Below are 16,388 nucleotides of genomic sequence, written 5' to 3'. Positions count from 1 at the left end.
CCATTGGCAATGATCTGACGCAATAAAAGCGCGCCAATTTGTGCGACATGTTGTCGCAGCGCGGCGCGAGGCAAGAATTGCGCCGTTGCGTTCGCAAATGGGGCAGGTTTGCGCGCGTGCAATGCATGCGAGAGCTACGTGAAACGCCGGGTTCTCGACGCCTCAAAACGCAACTGGGCCGGCATGAGCCGACCCAGTCTTGGAGCGTGGTGCCGGAAATAGGAATCGAACCTACGACCTACGCATTACGAATGCGCCGCTCTACCAACTGAGCTATTCCGGCGAGCCGTGAATTGTAGGAGCGCAGCGCCCCCTGGGTCAATCGCCGAACGTGCTCGCCTTGCCGGAGGGCGTCGTCTTAGCTGACCAGACGCAAGCGCAGCTCCTTGGGCAGCGCGAAGACCATCGATTCCGGCTCGCCTTCCAACTCGGAGACGCCGGCCGCGCCCAGTTCGCGCAAGCGCTCCAGCACGCCATCGACCAGCACCTGCGGCGCGGAGGCGCCGGCGGTCAGGCCGATATGCTGCTTGCCGACGATCCAGGCCGGGTCGATCTCGCTGGCATTGTCGATCAGGTAGGACTCCACCCCGTCGCGCCGGGCCAGCTCGCTCAACCGGTTGGAATTGGAGCTGTTGGGCGAACCGACCACCAGCACCAGATCGCACTGGCGCGCCAGATCGCGCACCGCGTCCTGGCGGTTCTGGGTGGCGTAGCAGATGTCGTCGTGGCGCGGGCCCTGCATCGCCGGGTAGCGCGCACGCAAGGCCTCGATGATGCCCATGGTGTCGTCCACCGACAGGGTGGTCTGGGTGGTATAGGCAAGGTTATCGGGTTGGCGGACATCCAGCGTGGCGACCTGCTCGATGTCTTCGACCAGATAGATCGTGCCCGCCCCGCGCTCGCGGCTCCACTGCCCCATCGTGCCTTCCACTTCCGGGTGCCCGGCATGGCCGATCAGCACCACGTCGCGCCCTGCCCGGCAGTGCCGCGCCACCTCGAAATGCACCTTGGTCACCAGTGGGCAGGTGGCGTCGAACACCTTCAGTCCACGCCGTTCGGCTTCCTGACGCACCGCCTGCGAGACGCCGTGCGCACTGAAGATCACCGTGGCATCGTCGGGCACCTCGTCGAGTTCTTCGACGAAGATCGCGCCGCGCTGCTTGAGGTCGTCGACCACGAAGCGGTTGTGCACGACCTCGTGCCGCACATAGATCGGCGCGCCCAGCGTTTCGATCGCACGCTTGACGATCTCGATCGCACGGTCGACACCGGCACAAAAACCACGGGGATTGGCGAGCAGGACATCCATGGCGGGCATTCTACGGGAATGAGGGACGAGGGGTCGGACCGGGCGGCACGCGCCTGCAGGCAGGCTTCAGCGCAGATTCCCGGTTCCCGGCTGCTGCTTGTCGGATTTGTCGAACAAGCCGAACACGGCAATCCCGATCGCGCCGCCCACGATCGCCGAGTCGGCGATATTGAAGGACGGCCAAGTGTGGCTGCCGATATACCACTGGATGAAATCCACCACGTGGCCGTGCATCAGCCGGTCGATCACGTTACCGATCGCCCCGCCGATCACCAGCGCATATGGCAGCGCGCTGCGCCACTGCCCCCGCGCGGTGCGCGAGAGCCAGAACGCCAGCAGGCCGCTGATGCCCACCGCCAACGCAGTGAAGAACCACAGCTGCCAGCCGCCGGCATCGCTCAGAAAGCTGAAAGCTGCGCCGGTGTTGTAGGTGCGGTACCAATTCCAGAAGCCGTCGATCACCGGCACCGGGGTGTACTCGGGCAGGCTGGACAGCACCCAGGCCTTGCTCCACTGATCCAGGCCGACCACCAGCGCAGAGAGCAGCAGCCAGATCAGGGCCGAGGGGTTGGGGCGTTGACTCATGTCGAAAGATCGCAGTTGGTGGCCGCTGCTCCGATGCCGGAGAAGACGCCTGGGTGGGAGGTCGAGTGACGGCAGCGGCAGAAAACGACAGATGCTGGCTTGCAGGCGGACAAGGATGGCACGGGCAGCTCGACCAGCCGCGCCGCCCTGCCCCAATGCGTGCCCCAAGCTTCAGCAAGCCAGGCGCATGGCGGGACCGGCCGCGTCGCTGCAGAGCAACCAGGGCTACCCCGGCGTCTGACGCGGACTGCGCCAGCGCCAGACGCCGGCAGTGCGTGGCCAGGTCCCTGCCACGCGCCGCCGGCGAGGCGGCCTCAGAACCAGCGACGCCGCTCGCCCGGACCTTCGATATTGCTGACGCAACGGCTGCACAGTTCCGGGTGACGCGGGTCGCTGCCCACGCTGGCCTGGTGGTGCCAGCAGCGCACGCACTTGGCCTTGGTCGTGGGCTGCGCACTGACGAAAATGTCGTCGGTACTGGCCGCGGTCACGGTGACGTCGCCACTGATGAACAAGAAGCGCAGTTCCTCGGCCAGCGGCTGCCAGCGCGCAGCGGTCTGCGCATCGGCGGCCACGGTGATTTCCGCTTCCAGCGCCGCACCGATCGCGCCATTGGCACGCATCGGCTCCAGCACCTTGGCCACCTGCTCGCGCAGGACCAGCAACTTGTCGAAATCCGCACCGCTCAACGCAGCGTCGGCCGGCAACGGCGCAAGGCCGTCGTACCAGGTGGCGAAGAGCACGTTGTCGACATGCTTGCCCGGCAGGTAGCCCCACAGTTCCTCGGCAGTGAAGCTCAATACCGGCGCGATCCAGCGCACGAACGCCTCGGCCACGTGGTACATCGCGCTCTGCGCCGACCGGCGGCCGCGCGCGTCTTCGGCCATCGTGTACAGGCGGTCCTTGGTGACATCCAGGTACAGCGAGCCCAGGTCCACGCTGCAGAAGTTCAGCAGTGCCTGCACGATCTCGGCGAAGTCGTAGCGCGCGTAGGCGGCCACGATCTTTTCCTGCAGCTCGTGCGCGCGATGCACGATCCAGCGGTCCAGCAGCACCATCTCGTCCAGCGCCACCAGGTGCTGCAGCGGATCGAAGCCATGCAGGTTACCGAGCAGGAAGCGCGCGGTATTGCGCAGGCGGCGGTAGGCATCGGCGTTGCGCTTGAGGATCTCCTGCGACAGCGACATCTCGTTGCTGTAGTCGGCCGAGGCGATCCACAGGCGCAGGATGTCCGCGCCCAGCGTCTTCATGATGTCCTGCGGCTCGATGCCGTTGCCCAGCGACTTGGACATCTTGCGGCCGTGCTCGTCCACGGTAAAACCGTGGGTCAGGCACTGCTTGTAGGGCGCCGCCTTGTCCATCGCCACGCCGCTCAGCAGCGACGACTGGAACCAGCCGCGATGCTGATCGGAACCCTCCAGATACAGGTCGGCCGGCTTGGGCAGCCCACGATCCGGAAGCACCGCTTCGTGCGTCACGCCGGAGTCGAACCACACATCCAGGATGTCGGTGATCTTCTCGTAATCTGCGGCCTCGCTACTCAGCAGCTCGGACGCGTCCAGCGTGTACCAGACATCCACGCCGCCCTGCTCCACGCGGTCGGCGACCTGGCGCAGCAACTCGGTGCTGCGCGGATGCGGCTCGCCGGTTTCGCGATGCACGAACAAGGCGATCGGCACGCCCCAGGTGCGCTGCCGCGAGATGGTCCAGTCCGGGCGCCCGTCGACCATGCCGGCGATACGCGCCTGGCCCCAGGACGGATACCAATGCACGTTTTCGATGGCCTTGAGCGCATCGGCACGCAGGTTGGCCTGCTCCATCGAGATGAACCACTGCGGCGTGGCACGGAACGCAATCGGCGTCTTGTGGCGCCAGCAATGCGGGTAGCTGTGCTCCATCTTGCTGGCCGCCAGCAGCACGCCGGTCTCGCGCAGCGCTTCGATGATGACGTCGTTCGCCTTCCAGATATGCAGCCCGGCCAGCACGGTGTCGCGCAGCGGCGGGGTCGACGGCAGATACACGCCGCGCCCGTCCACCGGATTGATCTGCGCAGCGCCGTAGCGCTCCAGCAGCCCGTATTGCTTGGAGACCTGATAGTCCTCCTGGCCGTGGCCGGGTGCCGTATGCACCGCGCCGGTACCATCCTCGGCCGACACGTGGTCGCCCAGCAGCAGCGGGATCTCGCGTTCGGCATAGAACGGGTGATTCAGCAGCATGTGCTCCAGCGCCGCGCCCTTGGCGTGCCCATGCACCACGACTTCGCCCACGCCGTACCGCGCCAGCGCCTTGGCAGCCAACGCTTCGGCGATCACCAGCCAGCGCGGCTGGCCGCGATCGGCCGGACCTTCGACCAGCACATAGTCCAGCTCCGCGCCCAGGCTCACCGCCAGCGACGCCGGCAGCGTCCACGGCGTGGTGGTCCAGATCGGCACCGCCACGCCCACGCCCGCCGGCAGGCTCGCGCCGAACGCAGCAGCGACCGCAGCCGGGTCGCGCGCCGGATAGGCGATATCCACGGTCGGCGACACCTTGTCGGCGTATTCGATCTCGGCCTCGGCCAGCGCCGAACCGCAATCGAAGCACCAGTGCACCGGCTTGACGCCGCGGGTCAGGTGGCCGTTATCGACCACCTTGGCCAGCGCGCGGATTTCGTTGGCTTCGAAGCGGAAATCCAGCGTCTTGTATGGGTTGTCCCAATCGCCGATCACGCCCAGGCGCTTGAAATCGCGCCGCTGCAGATCGATCTGCTCGGTGGCGTATTCGCGGCACTTCTGCCGAAATTCGGCCGCATCGAGCTTGACGCCGACCTTGCCGTATTTTTTTTCGATCGCGATCTCGATCGGCAGGCCATGGCAATCCCAGCCCGGGATATACGGTGCATCGAAGCCGGCCAGATATTTCGACTTGACGATGATGTCCTTGAGGATCTTGTTGACCGCATGGCCGAGGTGGATCTGGCCGTTCGCATACGGCGGGCCGTCATGCAGCACGAACAGCGGCCGCCCCGCGGCATTGGCACGCAGTTGCGCGTAGAAGCCCTCGCGCTCCCAGCGCTCCAGCATCGCCGGCTCGCGCTTGGGCAGGTCGCCGCGCATCGGAAATTCCGTCGCAGGCAGATGAAGAGTGGCTTTGTAATCTTGGGTCACAGGAACCTACCGTTGCGCTGGATTGCTTGAGAAGTCCGCACATGGACGTGCGGGCTCTTGCGAGGGACTCGCCGTAGTCGAGGGTTGTTGCTCAGAACGCATATGCGCCGCCAGTACCTCACGTGCCTGCTCGGCATCGCGGTGCATCTGCACGGTCAGCGCCTCCAGGCCATCGAACTTTTCTTCGTCGCGCAACTTGGCAACGAATTCGACGGCAATGTGCCGGCCATACAGATCGCACTGGAAGTCGAACAAGTGCGCTTCCAGCAGCGGCTCCACGCCCGCCACGGTGGGACGCGTGCCGAAGCTGGAGACCGACGGCCACGGCCGCTCGGCCACGCCATGCACCCAGGTCGCATAGATCCCCGACAACGCCGGCGTGCGCGGAAAGCGCAGGTTGGCGGTGGGATAGCCCAAGGTACGACCAAGCTGCTTGCCGCGCACGACCCGGCCACCGATGGCGTACGGGCGACCGAGCAAGTCGCCAGCGCGGGCGAATTCGCCGGCGCCGAGCAGTTCGCGAATCCGCGTTGCCGAAATCCGCTCCCCATGCAGATGCACCGGCGCAATCTCGCCCGCCACAAAGCCATGCTGCTCGCCGAGCGTACGCAACAGGCCGATGTCGCCGCTGCGTCGATGGCCGAAACGGAATTCCGGGCCAATCCAGACTTCGCGCGCGCGCAGCCGGGCAACCAGCGCCAGCCGCACGAAATCTTCCGCACGCATCTTGGACAGGCGACCGTCGAAACGGATCATGCCCACGCTGTCGGCGCCGAACCCGTACAGGCCTTCGATCTTGGCGCGTGCCAGGGTCAGACGCGGCGGCGGCGCGGCGGGTGCGAAGAACTCGCGCGGCAGCGGCTCGAAGCTCACCGCCACTGCCGGCACACCGAGTGCGCGGGCACGTGCCACAGCGTGTTGCACCAGCGTCCGATGCCCCAGATGCAGGCCATCGAAGGCGCCGATGCAGACCACGCTTCCGCGCGGGAACAGCGTCCCGCCCTCGACGTCTCTAAACAGCCTGCTCATTCCTCGATCCAAACAGATGCCGGCCGGCCGGCCCTCGTTGATACATAACCTGCAAGTATAGCCGTGCCTGTCAAGCCGCATGAGCGTACCCGGGCGGGCGGCGCGTCACCGCCTGCGGTTGCGCAGGGATGGGCGATCTCTGGACAGTGCAGGCGACCTGCAGCGCACTGGTTCGGTAGTCGCCTCAGCCTTCGCGCAGATGCCGCGGCCGCAGCCCCAGCGCCAATTGCGCAACCAGATACGTCGCCCCGCCGCTGCCCACCAGCACCGCCAGCCAACCGATGCGGTTCCATTTGTCCATCTGCGTAAACGACGGCAGCCACCACAGCAAGCTCAACAGCACTGCCACCATCGCCGCACATGCCAGCAGCAGACGCAGCGCATAGCCGCCCCAGCCCGGCCGGCGCTGGTACACCCCGGACTTGCCCAGCCAGTACCACAGCAAACCCAGATTGAGATAACTCGACAGTGCGCTGGCGATACCCAACGCCAGATGCAGGCCCGGCTGCTTGCCCAGCGCCTGCATCACACCCTGCGCCTTGAGTTCGGGCGGCACCATGATCTGGTACACGACCGCCAGCAGCGCGAAGTTGAACACCATGTTGGCAATCAGCGCCGCCACGCCTGCACGCACGGGCGTGCGGGTGTCCTGGCGCGCGTAGAAGGCAGGCAACAGCACCTTCAGCATGGCGTAGGCCGGCAAACCGAAGCTCAGGCCGTAGACCGACATCGCGGTCATGCGGGTATCGAACGCGGTGAACTGGCGGTACTGGAACAACGTCGCCACCAGCGGTTCGGCCAGCAGCAGCAAGCCCAGCATGGCCGGCATCGCGATCAGCAGGGTGGTGCGGAAGCCCCAGTCCAGCGCGCCGGAGAAGGCAGTGCGATCGGTCTTGACATGATGGCGGGCCAGCGCCGGCAGGATCACCGTGCCCAGCGCCACGCCGAACACACCCAGCGGCAGTTCCAGAAAGCGATCGGCCAGCGACAGCCACGATTGGGACCCATCGGCCAGGCGCGCGGCGATCACCGTATCCAGCATCAGGTTGATCTGCGCAATCGACGAGCCGAACAAGGTCGGGATCATCAAGGTCAGCACCTTGCGCACATCCGGGTGATTCCAGCCCCAGCGCGGCAGCGTCAGCAGGTCGATGCCCTTCAGCGCCGGCAGCTGGAACAGCAGCTGCAGCGCACCGGCCACCAGGACCGCCCAGCCCAGCGCCAGGATCGGGACCTCCAACCGCGGCGCCAACCACAGCGCGCCGGCAATCATGCACAAATTGAGGATGACCGGCGTCAGCGCCGGAATGGCAAAACGCTGGAAGCTGTTGAGCGCGCCACCGGCCAGCGCCGTCAACGAGACGAACAGCAGGAATGGAAAGGTCAGCCGCAACAGATCGACCAACAAACCGTATTTTTCCGGATCGGTGGCCGCGCCATCGGAAAATACCGCGGCCAGTTGCGGGGTGAAGATCAACCCCAGTGCGGTGATCAGCAACAACATCCCGCCCAAGGTGCCGGACACGCGCGCCATCAGCTCGCGCAGATCGGCATGCGGGCGGGTCTCCTTGACCTCGGTGAACACTGGCACGAAGGCGGTGGCGAACGAGCCCTCGGCGAACAGCCGGCGCAGGAAATTGGGAATGCGAAAGGCCACCCAGAACGCGTCGGTCACCGCATTGGCGCCGAAGGTGGTGGAAATCGCCTGGTCGCGGATCAGGCCCAGCACCCGCGAGATCATGGTCATACTGCTGAATGAGAGCAGGCCTCTCAACATGCCGGGCTTGCTCACGCTGCATCCCTCTTGACAACTGACTTGACGTACATATCCGGGTCCATCATACTTTCGCGCTTGCTTTTTCCACCATACCGATTTTTCAGGAACCCACCACCGTGGCCAATATCAAGTCCGCCAAGAAGCGCGCCAAGCAGACCATTGTGCGCAATGAGCGCAACACCGGTCAGCGCTCGATGCTGCGCACCGCCGTCAAGAAGGTGATCAAGGCCCTTGACGCCAACGATGCTGCAGGCGCCGAAGCTGCTTTCGCCGTTGCTCAGCCCATCCTCGACCGTTTCAGCGCCCGCGGCCTGATCCACAAGAACAAGGCTGCACGCCACAAGAGCCGCCTGACCGCGCGCATCAAGGCCATCAAGGCCGCGTAAGCGACCAGTTGGCGCATTGCCGGCAGCCTGGCTTCCGGCAATACAGAAAAACCCGGCCTTGGCCGGGTTTTTTGTGTGCCTGCGCCTGCACTCAGCCCGCATTGCGCGCTTCGAGCTCGTCTTCGCGCTGGCGATCGAAGAATGCCATCACGTCTTTCATGATCGGGAAGGTGCCATCGCGCCCGAGAGCGGAAACCAGGTACCACGGCGCCGTCCAGCCCAACTCGGCCACGATGGTTTCTGCAGCGGCACGCGCCTCGTCTTCGAACATCAGGTCGGCCTTGTTGAGCACCAGCCAGCGCGGCTTCTTCAGCAACTCGGGATCGTGCCGTTCCAGCTCGCGCTCGATGGTGCGCACCTGATCGGCCGGCGATACGCCGTCCACACCGCCCTCGCCATACACGCCCAGAGCAGGCGAAATATCCACCAGATGCAGCAGCAGGCGGGTGCGTTGCAAATGGCGCAGGAACTGCGTGCCCAGCCCGGCGCCGTCGGCCGCGCCTTCGATCAGGCCCGGCACGTCGGCGATGACGAAACTGCGGTACGCCTCGACACTGACCACGCCCAGATTCGGATACAGGGTCGTGAACGGGTAGTCGGCCACCTTCGGGGTTGCCGCGGACACCGCACGGATCAGGGTGCTCTTGCCGGCATTGGGGAAACCCAGCAGGCCGACATCGGCCAGCAGCTTCAGTTCCAGCTTGAGCAGACGCTCTTCGCCCTCCTCACCGGTGGTCGCCTGGCGCGGCGCGCGGTTGACCGAGCTCTTGAAATGCATGTTGCCCAGGCCGCCCTTGCCGCCCTTGGCCACCAGCAAGCGGTCGCCGTGCTGGGTCAGGTCGCCGATCACTTCATCGGTCTGCACGTTGATCACCACGGTACCGACCGGCACCACGATGATGCGGTCTTCGCCGCCCTTGCCGTAGGCCTGACGCCCCATGCCGTTCTCGCCGCGCTGCGCCTTGAAGGTGCGCTCATGGCGGAAATCGACCAGTGTGTTGACGTTCTCGTCGGCCACGATCCAGACACTACCGCCCGCACCGCCATCGCCCCCATCGGGCCCGCCCAGCGGAATGAACTTCTCGCGGCGAAAGCCGACACAGCCATTGCCGCCATTACCGGCGGTGACCAGGATTTCTGCTTCGTCGACTAGCTTCATGGGATGACAACCGGGAATTGAGAATAGGGAATAGGGAATCGGCCAGCAAAAGCGGCGGATTCCTGCCGGCGAAAACACCCGCCAGCACGGCTGTAGAAAAACGCGACGGGATGCAGGACCGGCTTTTCCGATTCCCGATTCCCTACTCCCGATTCCCAGCCGTCAAACGAAAAACCCCGCCGAAGCGGGGCTTTCCGTCTCGTTCGCATAGCCTTGCGGCACATGCGAACTGGCCTGCATGGAGCGGGCGATTACGCCTCGGCAACCACGCTGACGGTACGACGCTTCTTCGGACCCTTGGTGGAGAACTCCACCTTGCCGTCGACCAGCGCAAACAGCGTGTGGTCACGACCCAGGCCGACGCCGGCGCCCGGATGGAACTGGGTGCCGCGCTGACGCACGATGATGTTGCCGGCGTCGATGGCCTGGCCACCGAAGATCTTCACGCCGAGGTACTTCGGGTTGGAATCGCGACCGTTGCGCGAGGAACCTACGCCCTTTTTATGTGCCATGACTGGTTCTCCTTACTTCTTGTCGCCACCGGCAATGCCGGTGATCTCGATTTCGGTGTAGTGCTGACGGTGTCCCTGACGCTTCATGTGGTGCTTGCGGCGACGGAACTTGATGATGCGCACCTTGTCGGCGCGGCCGTGGGCCACGACCTTGGCGGTGACCGAGGCGCCCTTCAGCGCATCGCCCAGCTTGATGCCATCGCTATCGCCCAGCATCAGGATGGTGTCGAACTTGATCTCGTTGCCAGCTTCGACTTCGAGCTTTTCCACGCGGAGCGTTTCGCCCTGCGCGACGCGGTATTGCTTACCGCCGGTTACCAGAACTGCGTACATGACCAGGTGTTCCTCTGTAGTTATTATGGTCGCCTGACTTGCCCATGGGGCAGACAGGAGCGGAATTGTACTGGCCTAGCCGGTTTCGGGTCAAGTCGCAAGCAGTCTGGCCGCGACCCGCCCGCATTGGGCTGGTAGAACGCATCATCCGGCCGCCACAACCGCCCCGGCAGACTGGCATTTGGGGCAATTGCCCTCACCTAGGTCGGCGGGTAGGCTGATCGACTGCCACTCATTCCTGCTGAGCACGCTCGCACCACTGCCGGTTCGCCGGCCCGACATCGGATCCCCCATGGCGATGGATTTCATCCGCATCCGCGGCGCGCGGACGCACAACCTCAAGAACATCGACCTCGACCTGCCCCGCGACAAACTGATCGTGATCACCGGCTTGTCCGGCTCGGGCAAGTCGTCGCTGGCATTCGACACCATCTATGCAGAAGGCCAGCGCCGCTACGTCGAGTCGCTGTCGGCGTATGCGCGCCAGTTCCTCAGCGTGATGGAAAAGCCGGACCTGGACCACATCGAAGGCTTGTCGCCAGCGATTTCGATCGAACAGAAATCCACCTCGCATAACCCGCGCTCCACCGTCGGCACGATCACCGAGATCTACGACTACCTGCGCCTGCTGTACGCACGCGTGGGCCAGCCGCGCTGCCCCGACCATGGCTTCCCGCTGGAAGCGCAGACCGTCAGCCAGATGGTCGACCACATGCTCGCCCAGGATCAGGAGCAGCGCTACATGTTGCTGGCCCCGGTGATCCGCGACCGCAAGGGCGAGCATGCGCAGGTGTTCGAACAGTTGCGTGCGCAGGGCTTCGTGCGCGTGCGCGTGGACGGCGAACTCTACGAAATCGATGCGGTGCCGCCGCTGGCATTGCGCCAGAAACACACCATCGAAGCGGTGATCGACCGCTTTCGTCCGCGCGAAGACATCAAGCAGCGTCTTGCGGAAAGTTTCGAAACCGCGCTCAAGCTCGGCGAAGGCATGGTGGCGGTGCAGTCGCTGGACGACCCGGCAGCCGCGCCGCACCTGTTCTCGTCCAAATACAGCTGCCCGGTGTGCGACTACTCGCTGCCGGAGCTGGAACCGCGACTGTTTTCGTTCAACGCACCGGTGGGCGCCTGCCCGAGCTGCGATGGCCTGGGCGTGGCCGAATTCTTCGACCCCGATCGCGTGGTCGTGCATCCCGAACTGTCGCTGTCGGCCGGCGCGGTGCGCGGCTGGGACCGACGCAATGCCTATTATTTCCAGCTGATTGCTTCGCTGGCCAAGCACTACAAGTTCGACGTGGATGCGGTGTGGAATACGCTGCCGGCCAAGGTGCGGCAGGCGGTGCTGTTCGGCAGCGGCGATGAGGTGATCAGCTTCACCTACTTCACCGATGCGGGCGGGCGCACCACGCGCAAGCATCGCTTCGAGGGCATCCTGCCGAACCTGGAACGCCGTTACCGCGAAACCGAATCGCCGGCGGTGCGCGAAGAGCTGACCAAGTACGTCAGCCAGCAACCCTGCCCCGCCTGCAACGGCACGCGCTTGAATCGCGCTGCGCGCAACGTGTTCGTGGCCGATCGCCCACTACCGGAATTGGTGGTGCTTCCGGTCAACGAGGCGTTGAGCTTTTTCCGTGGCCTGTCGCTGCCGGGTTGGCGCGGCGAGATCGCGGCCAAGATCGTCAAGGAAATCGGCGAGCGACTGGGCTTCCTGGTCGATGTGGGTCTGGATTACCTCACCCTGGAGCGCAAGGCCGACACCTTGTCCGGCGGTGAGGCGCAGCGCATTCGCCTGGCCAGCCAGATCGGCGCCGGCCTGGTCGGGGTGATGTACGTGCTGGACGAGCCCTCGATCGGCCTGCACCAACGCGACAACGAACGCCTGCTCGGCACGCTGACGCGGTTGCGCGATCTGGGCAACACCGTGATCGTGGTCGAGCATGACGAAGATGCGATCCGCCTGGCCGACCATGTGCTGGACATCGGCCCCGGTGCGGGCGTGCATGGCGGCGAAATCTGCGCGCAAGGCACGCTGGACGACATCCTGAAATCGCCACGCTCGTTGACCGGCCAATACCTGTCGGGCAAGCGCCGCATCGAGATTCCCAAGCAGCGCCACAAGCCCAACCCGAAGATGATGCTGCATCTGCGCGGGGCCACTGGCAACAACCTGAAGAATGTCGACCTGGATATTCCCGCCGGCCTGCTGACCTGCATCACCGGCGTGTCCGGCTCGGGCAAATCGACGTTGATCAACGACACGTTGTTCACCCTGGCGGCCAACGAGATCAATGGCGCCTCGCACACGGTGGCACCGCATCGCGAAGTCGAGAATCTGGACCTGTTCGACAAGGTGGTGGATATCGACCAGTCGCCGATCGGACGCACGCCCCGTTCCAATCCGGCGACCTATACCGGCATGTTCACGCCCTTGCGCGAGCTGTTCGCGCAGGTACCCGAGGCGCGTGCACGCGGCTATTCGCCGGGCCGCTTCAGCTTCAACGTGCGTGGCGGCCGCTGCGAGGCCTGCCAGGGCGACGGCATGATCAAGGTGGAGATGCACTTCCTGCCCGATGTCTACGTGCCCTGCGACGTCTGCCACGGCAAGCGCTACAACCGCGAAACGCTGGAGATCCGCTACAAGGGCTTCAACATCAGCGACGTGCTGCAGATGACCGTGGAAGATGCGCTGCGCCTGTTCGAGCCGGTGCCGTCGATCGCGCGCAAGCTGGAAACGCTGGTCGATGTGGGATTGAGCTACATCAAGCTGGGCCAGAGCGCGACCACGCTCTCCGGCGGCGAGGCGCAGCGCGTCAAGCTGTCCAAGGAGCTGTCGCGGCGCGATACCGGGCGCACCCTGTACATCCTCGACGAGCCGACCACCGGGCTGCACTTCCACGATATCGAAGCGTTGCTCGGCGTGCTGCACAAGCTGCGCGACGAAGGCAACACGGTGGTGGTGATCGAACACAATCTGGACGTGATCAAGACCGCCGACTGGATCGTGGATCTGGGCCCGGAAGGCGGCCATCGTGGCGGCACCATCCTGGTCTCCGGTACGCCGGAAGAAGTGGCTGCACACAAGGCGTCCTACACCGGGCAGTTCCTGGCCAAGATGCTGCCGTCGGTGAAGGCGCGCGAGACGCGTCCGGCGGCAATGGCCAACAAGCCTGATGCGCGTCCGCCGCGCAAGGTCAAACCGGAGAAGGTGGCCAAGGCTGCCAAATCCGCCACCAAGAAGACTGCGAAGAAGGCAAGCTGATGAGCGAACACAAGATTCTGGCACGCATCCCGATCAGCGTGCGCTGGCGCGATATGGACAGCATGGGCCATGTCAACAACGCCAAGTACGTTTCCTATCTGGAAGAAGCGCGCGTGCGCTGGATGCTGGGCGTGCAAGGCGTGGCGATGACCGACCGCATCGCGCCGGTGGTTGCCGCCACCAATGTCAACTACAAGCAGCCGTTGATCTGGCCCAACGACATCACCGTCGAGTTGTTCGTCGAACGCCTGGGCACCAGCAGCGTGACCATCGGCCACCGCATCTTCGACCAGAAGGACGACAGCAAGCTGTACTCCGATGGCAACGTGGTGGTGGTGTGGATCGATACGCAGACCGGCAAGAGCGCCGCGCTACCGGATGCGGTGCGCGCGGCCAGCAGCTGAATTCCCATCGACTCATTCGCTGAGGTTGCAGCAACGCGAAAGATCGGCGGCGGCTCCGTGTGGAGCCGCCGCTTTCATTTCAATGCTGGCGCAAGTGCGCAACAGCCATCAAACACTCAAGACCCGGGCGCGCGCTTGCGTGCTTCCAAGGTAGCCTTGATTTGGCGACCGTCCTGCAGGGTAAAGCTCACCGGCACCTGCGCGCCTTCCTGCAACGGCGCACTGGCGTCCATCAACATCAGGTGCAGGCCGCCCGGCGCCAACGGCACAGATTTGCCGGCCGGCAATGCCAGTTCGGGCACCGCACGCATGCGGCTGACGCCATTGACCTGTGTGGTTTCGTGCAAGGAGACATCGGCAAATACGCTGCTGTTGGCAGCAGTGATCGTCAGCGGCTGCGCACAGCCGTTATGAAATTGCCCGAACCCGGCCGCCATGCCCATGCCACCGGGCGGCGGAATGCGGATCCAGCCATTCTTGAATTCGGGCAGGCATTGCGCCGGCACGCCCGCACTTGCCGCCAGCCCAAACGCCGCGAGCAACACGCCGGCATACCTAACCCGCCTGCTTCGACTGCCGTCTATCATGACCCGACCTCCAGGAGCCCCGAATGAGCATTCAGATCTTAGACCATGGCCGTCTTCGCGAAATCCGTCTGGCGCGTCCGCCGGTCAATGCGCTGGACAGCGCGGTGTGCCAGGCGTTGAGCGTTGCGGTGCAGCAGGCCGGCGAGGAGGTCGACGGCATCGTACTGTCGGGCAGTGAGCGGATTTTTTCCGGCGGCATGGATGTGCCGCATCTGCTGGCCCATGGCGCCGACCGCGCTGCGCTGCTGGCCAGTTGGACCGCGTTCTTCGATGCGGCGCAGGCGCTGGCCAACAGCCGCGTGCCGGTGGTCGCGGCCATCGGCGGGCATGCGCCGGCCGGCGGCTGCGTGCTGGCGCTGTGCTGCGACTACCGGGTGATGGCGCGCAGCGCCGATACCGCAAGACCCTATACGATTGGCCTCAACGAAGTGCAGGTTGGCCTTGCTGCGCCGGAGGGTATCCAACGCCTGTTGCGCCGCGTGGTGGGTGCGCACCGCGCCGAACGCCTGCTGATCTCCGGGCAACTGCTGCCGGCCGAACAGGCGGTCGCGATCGGGCTGGTGGACGAACTGGTCGATGGCGAGCTGGTCACCGCGCGCGCGGTGGCGTGGCTGCAGGAGCTGCAGCAGCTTCCCCGCCAACCGATGTTGACCACGCGCGCGATTGCGCGCGCCGACCTGCGCGCGGCATTGGCGCCGGAGTTGATCCAGCTGGAGCGCTTCATCGATGGCTGGTACGCGCCGGATGCGCAGACCGCGCTGCATGGCCTGGTGGCGCGCCTGCAAAAGGCCTGAGCCCTGCCGTCGCGGCGCCCCTCGGGCGGGCCGGTATACTCGCTGTCCGTCGCATGCCCAGGCCAGCCTCTTGTCCGCCACCGCCGAACCCGTCGTCTCCGAACTGATCAGCCTGCTGTCGCTGGAGCGCCTGGAAGACAACCTGTTCCGTGGCCAGAGCCGCGACATCGGCACCAAATACGTGTTCGGTGGGCAGGTGCTGGGCCAGGCGTTGGCGGCAGCGCAGGCGACGGTGGAAAACGGCCGCCAGGCGCATTCGCTGCATGCGTATTTCCTGCGTGCCGGCAATATCGACCACCCCATCGTCTACGACGTCGACCGCACCCGCGATGGCGGCAGTTTCTCGGTGCGCCGGGTCACCGCGATCCAGCACGGCAAGGTGATCTTTTTTTGCGCGGCCTCGTTTCAGGAGCACGAAGAAGGCGCCGAGCATCAGTCGGCGATGCCGGTGGTGCCGCCACCGGAAGACATCGAACCGGCCGCACCGCTGGCACCGGACGTGTTGGCCAAGCTGCCGGCCAAGGTGCAGCGTTGGCTGTCGCGCGGTGGCCCGTTCGAGTTTCGCCATGTCTTTCCGCGCGACGAACTCAGGCCGCCCAAGCGCCCGCCGTTCCAGCAGATGTGGCTGCGCTTGAACGATCCCATCGGAGACGATGTGGGCCTGCATCAAGCGCTCCTTGCGTACGCGTCGGATTTTCAGTTGCTGGGCACCTCGACATTTCCGCACGGCATCAGCTATTACACGCCGAACGTGCAGATGGCCTCGCTCGATCATGCCCTGTGGTTCCATCGTCCATTCCGTACCGACGACTGGCTGCTGTACTCGCTCGACAGCCCCACCGCGCAGGGCGCGCGCGGTCTGGCTCGCGGGCAGTTTTTCACCCGCGACGGCGTGCTGGTGGCCAGCACCACGCAGGAAGGCCTGATCCGGGTGGTGCCTGACGGCAGCGCGATTGCCGTGCCGGCCAAGGAATAGATCTCACATCGCGACAGCACGGCACCCCGCTTGATGGCCAGTGCGCACTCTGGCTGGGTGAAGGCAGCCGAGCACCGCTTCCCGCGCACTGCAGACACCGCATGCGATCCCCTGACCGCATCACCCCCACCTTGA

14 protein-coding genes and 1 tRNA gene are annotated in these 16,388 nt (G+C 65.0%); 5 read left to right on the top strand and 10 right to left on the bottom strand.

The window, feature by feature from the left end; genetic code table 11:
* Window positions 1–207: 207 nt before the first annotated feature.
* From AMD14_RS06900 to murJ, 6 genes are all read right to left on the bottom strand, one after another.
* A tRNA-Thr gene (locus AMD14_RS06900) sits at window positions 208–283 on the bottom strand.
* A 75-nt stretch (window positions 284–358) separates the two neighbouring features.
* Window positions 359–1,309, bottom strand: a complete 951-nt coding sequence (gene ispH / locus AMD14_RS06895; RefSeq protein WP_003484303.1) for a 4-hydroxy-3-methylbut-2-enyl diphosphate reductase — start codon at window positions 1,307–1,309, stop codon at window positions 359–361.
* Window positions 1,310–1,375: 66 nt separating this feature from the next.
* The gene (gene lspA, locus AMD14_RS06890; RefSeq protein WP_005928801.1) at window positions 1,376–1,894 is read right to left on the bottom strand and encodes a signal peptidase II; all 519 of its coding nucleotides are present in this window, start codon (window positions 1,892–1,894) and stop codon (window positions 1,376–1,378) included.
* Window positions 1,895–2,208: 314 nt separating this feature from the next.
* On the bottom strand, window positions 2,209–5,040 hold the full coding sequence (gene ileS / locus AMD14_RS06885; protein ID WP_011050802.1) for an isoleucine--tRNA ligase: 2,832 nt from the start codon (window positions 5,038–5,040) through the stop codon (window positions 2,209–2,211).
* A 6-nt stretch (window positions 5,041–5,046) separates the two neighbouring features.
* Window positions 5,047–6,069 carry a bifunctional riboflavin kinase/FAD synthetase gene (locus tag AMD14_RS06880; protein ID WP_011050801.1) on the bottom strand — a complete coding sequence of 341 codons (1,023 nt, stop codon included), beginning with the start codon at window positions 6,067–6,069 and terminating at the stop codon, window positions 5,047–5,049.
* Between the two features lie 184 nt (window positions 6,070–6,253).
* Complete coding sequence (gene murJ, locus AMD14_RS06875; RefSeq protein WP_011050800.1) at window positions 6,254–7,846, bottom strand: murein biosynthesis integral membrane protein MurJ; 1,593 nt, start codon at window positions 7,844–7,846, stop codon at window positions 6,254–6,256.
* Between the two features lie 116 nt (window positions 7,847–7,962).
* Here murJ and rpsT point away from each other — a divergent pair, with 116 nt between their 5' ends.
* Window positions 7,963–8,232: a 30S ribosomal protein S20 gene (rpsT, locus tag AMD14_RS06870; RefSeq protein ID WP_003484323.1), complete on the top strand. Its 270-nt coding sequence runs from the start codon at window positions 7,963–7,965 to the stop codon at window positions 8,230–8,232.
* A 91-nt stretch (window positions 8,233–8,323) separates the two neighbouring features.
* Here the strand turns inward: rpsT and obgE are convergent, their stop codons facing one another.
* From obgE to rplU, 3 genes are all read right to left on the bottom strand, one after another.
* Entirely contained in the window at window positions 8,324–9,391 is a 1,068-nt protein-coding gene (obgE, locus tag AMD14_RS06865; RefSeq protein WP_003484324.1) for a GTPase ObgE, read from the bottom strand.
* Window positions 9,392–9,642: 251 nt separating this feature from the next.
* A complete protein-coding gene (gene rpmA, locus AMD14_RS06860) occupies window positions 9,643–9,903 on the bottom strand; it encodes a 50S ribosomal protein L27 (RefSeq protein WP_003484326.1) in 261 nt (86 codons plus the stop codon).
* Between the two features lie 12 nt (window positions 9,904–9,915).
* Complete coding sequence (gene rplU, locus AMD14_RS06855; protein WP_003484328.1) at window positions 9,916–10,236, bottom strand: 50S ribosomal protein L21; 321 nt, start codon at window positions 10,234–10,236, stop codon at window positions 9,916–9,918.
* 292 nt (window positions 10,237–10,528) lie between these two features.
* Between rplU and uvrA the strand changes: the two genes are divergently transcribed.
* Entirely contained in the window at window positions 10,529–13,492 is a 2,964-nt protein-coding gene (gene uvrA, locus AMD14_RS06850) for an excinuclease ABC subunit UvrA (protein WP_011050799.1), read from the top strand.
* Window positions 13,492–13,896 (top strand): acyl-CoA thioesterase, encoded by a 405-nt coding sequence (locus AMD14_RS06845; protein ID WP_003484331.1) that lies wholly within the window; start codon window positions 13,492–13,494, stop codon window positions 13,894–13,896. Before uvrA ends, AMD14_RS06845 begins: the two co-directional genes overlap by 1 nt.
* Window positions 13,897–14,012: 116 nt before the next feature.
* On the opposite strand, the gene AMD14_RS06840 is transcribed toward AMD14_RS06845, so the two are convergent.
* Window positions 14,013–14,441 carry a copper chaperone PCu(A)C gene (locus AMD14_RS06840; RefSeq protein ID WP_003484333.1) on the bottom strand — a complete coding sequence of 143 codons (429 nt, stop codon included), beginning with the start codon at window positions 14,439–14,441 and terminating at the stop codon, window positions 14,013–14,015.
* A gap of 65 nt (window positions 14,442–14,506) precedes the next feature.
* Here AMD14_RS06840 and AMD14_RS06835 point away from each other — a divergent pair, with 65 nt between their 5' ends.
* On the top strand, window positions 14,507–15,277 hold the full coding sequence (locus AMD14_RS06835) for an enoyl-CoA hydratase/isomerase family protein (protein ID WP_011050798.1): 771 nt from the start codon (window positions 14,507–14,509) through the stop codon (window positions 15,275–15,277).
* A gap of 70 nt (window positions 15,278–15,347) precedes the next feature.
* Window positions 15,348–16,253, top strand: a complete 906-nt coding sequence (gene tesB / locus AMD14_RS06830; RefSeq protein ID WP_003484338.1) for an acyl-CoA thioesterase II — start codon at window positions 15,348–15,350, stop codon at window positions 16,251–16,253.
* Window positions 16,254–16,388 lie beyond the last annotated feature (135 nt).

Source organism: Xanthomonas citri pv. citri, assembly GCF_000961215.1.
In the GTDB taxonomy this organism is placed as follows: Bacteria; Pseudomonadota; Gammaproteobacteria; order Xanthomonadales; family Xanthomonadaceae; genus Xanthomonas; species Xanthomonas cissicola.
Note: the sequence above shows the minus strand (reverse complement) of the source record. Positions and strands in the feature narration are given on the sequence as shown.

What these genes read in the sequence shown, in the direction of transcription:
- lspA (WP_005928801.1), bottom strand. Translation starts at nt 1,894, where the DNA reads ATGAGTCAACGCCCCAACCCCTCGGCCCTGATCTGGCTGCTGCTCTCT.
- uvrA (WP_011050799.1), top strand. Translation starts at nt 10,529, where the DNA reads ATGGCGATGGATTTCATCCGCATCCGCGGCGCGCGGACGCACAACCTC.
- ispH (WP_003484303.1), bottom strand. Translation starts at nt 1,309, where the DNA reads ATGGATGTCCTGCTCGCCAATCCCCGTGGTTTTTGTGCCGGTGTCGAC.
- obgE (WP_003484324.1), bottom strand. Translation starts at nt 9,391, where the DNA reads ATGAAGCTAGTCGACGAAGCAGAAATCCTGGTCACCGCCGGTAATGGC.
- rplU (WP_003484328.1), bottom strand. Translation starts at nt 10,236, where the DNA reads ATGTACGCAGTTCTGGTAACCGGCGGTAAGCAATACCGCGTCGCGCAG.
- murJ (WP_011050800.1), bottom strand. Translation starts at nt 7,846, where the DNA reads ATGTTGAGAGGCCTGCTCTCATTCAGCAGTATGACCATGATCTCGCGG.
- AMD14_RS06835 (WP_011050798.1), top strand. Translation starts at nt 14,507, where the DNA reads ATGAGCATTCAGATCTTAGACCATGGCCGTCTTCGCGAAATCCGTCTG.
- AMD14_RS06845 (WP_003484331.1), top strand. Translation starts at nt 13,492, where the DNA reads ATGAGCGAACACAAGATTCTGGCACGCATCCCGATCAGCGTGCGCTGG.
- rpmA (WP_003484326.1), bottom strand. Translation starts at nt 9,903, where the DNA reads ATGGCACATAAAAAGGGCGTAGGTTCCTCGCGCAACGGTCGCGATTCC.
- AMD14_RS06880 (WP_011050801.1), bottom strand. Translation starts at nt 6,069, where the DNA reads ATGAGCAGGCTGTTTAGAGACGTCGAGGGCGGGACGCTGTTCCCGCGC.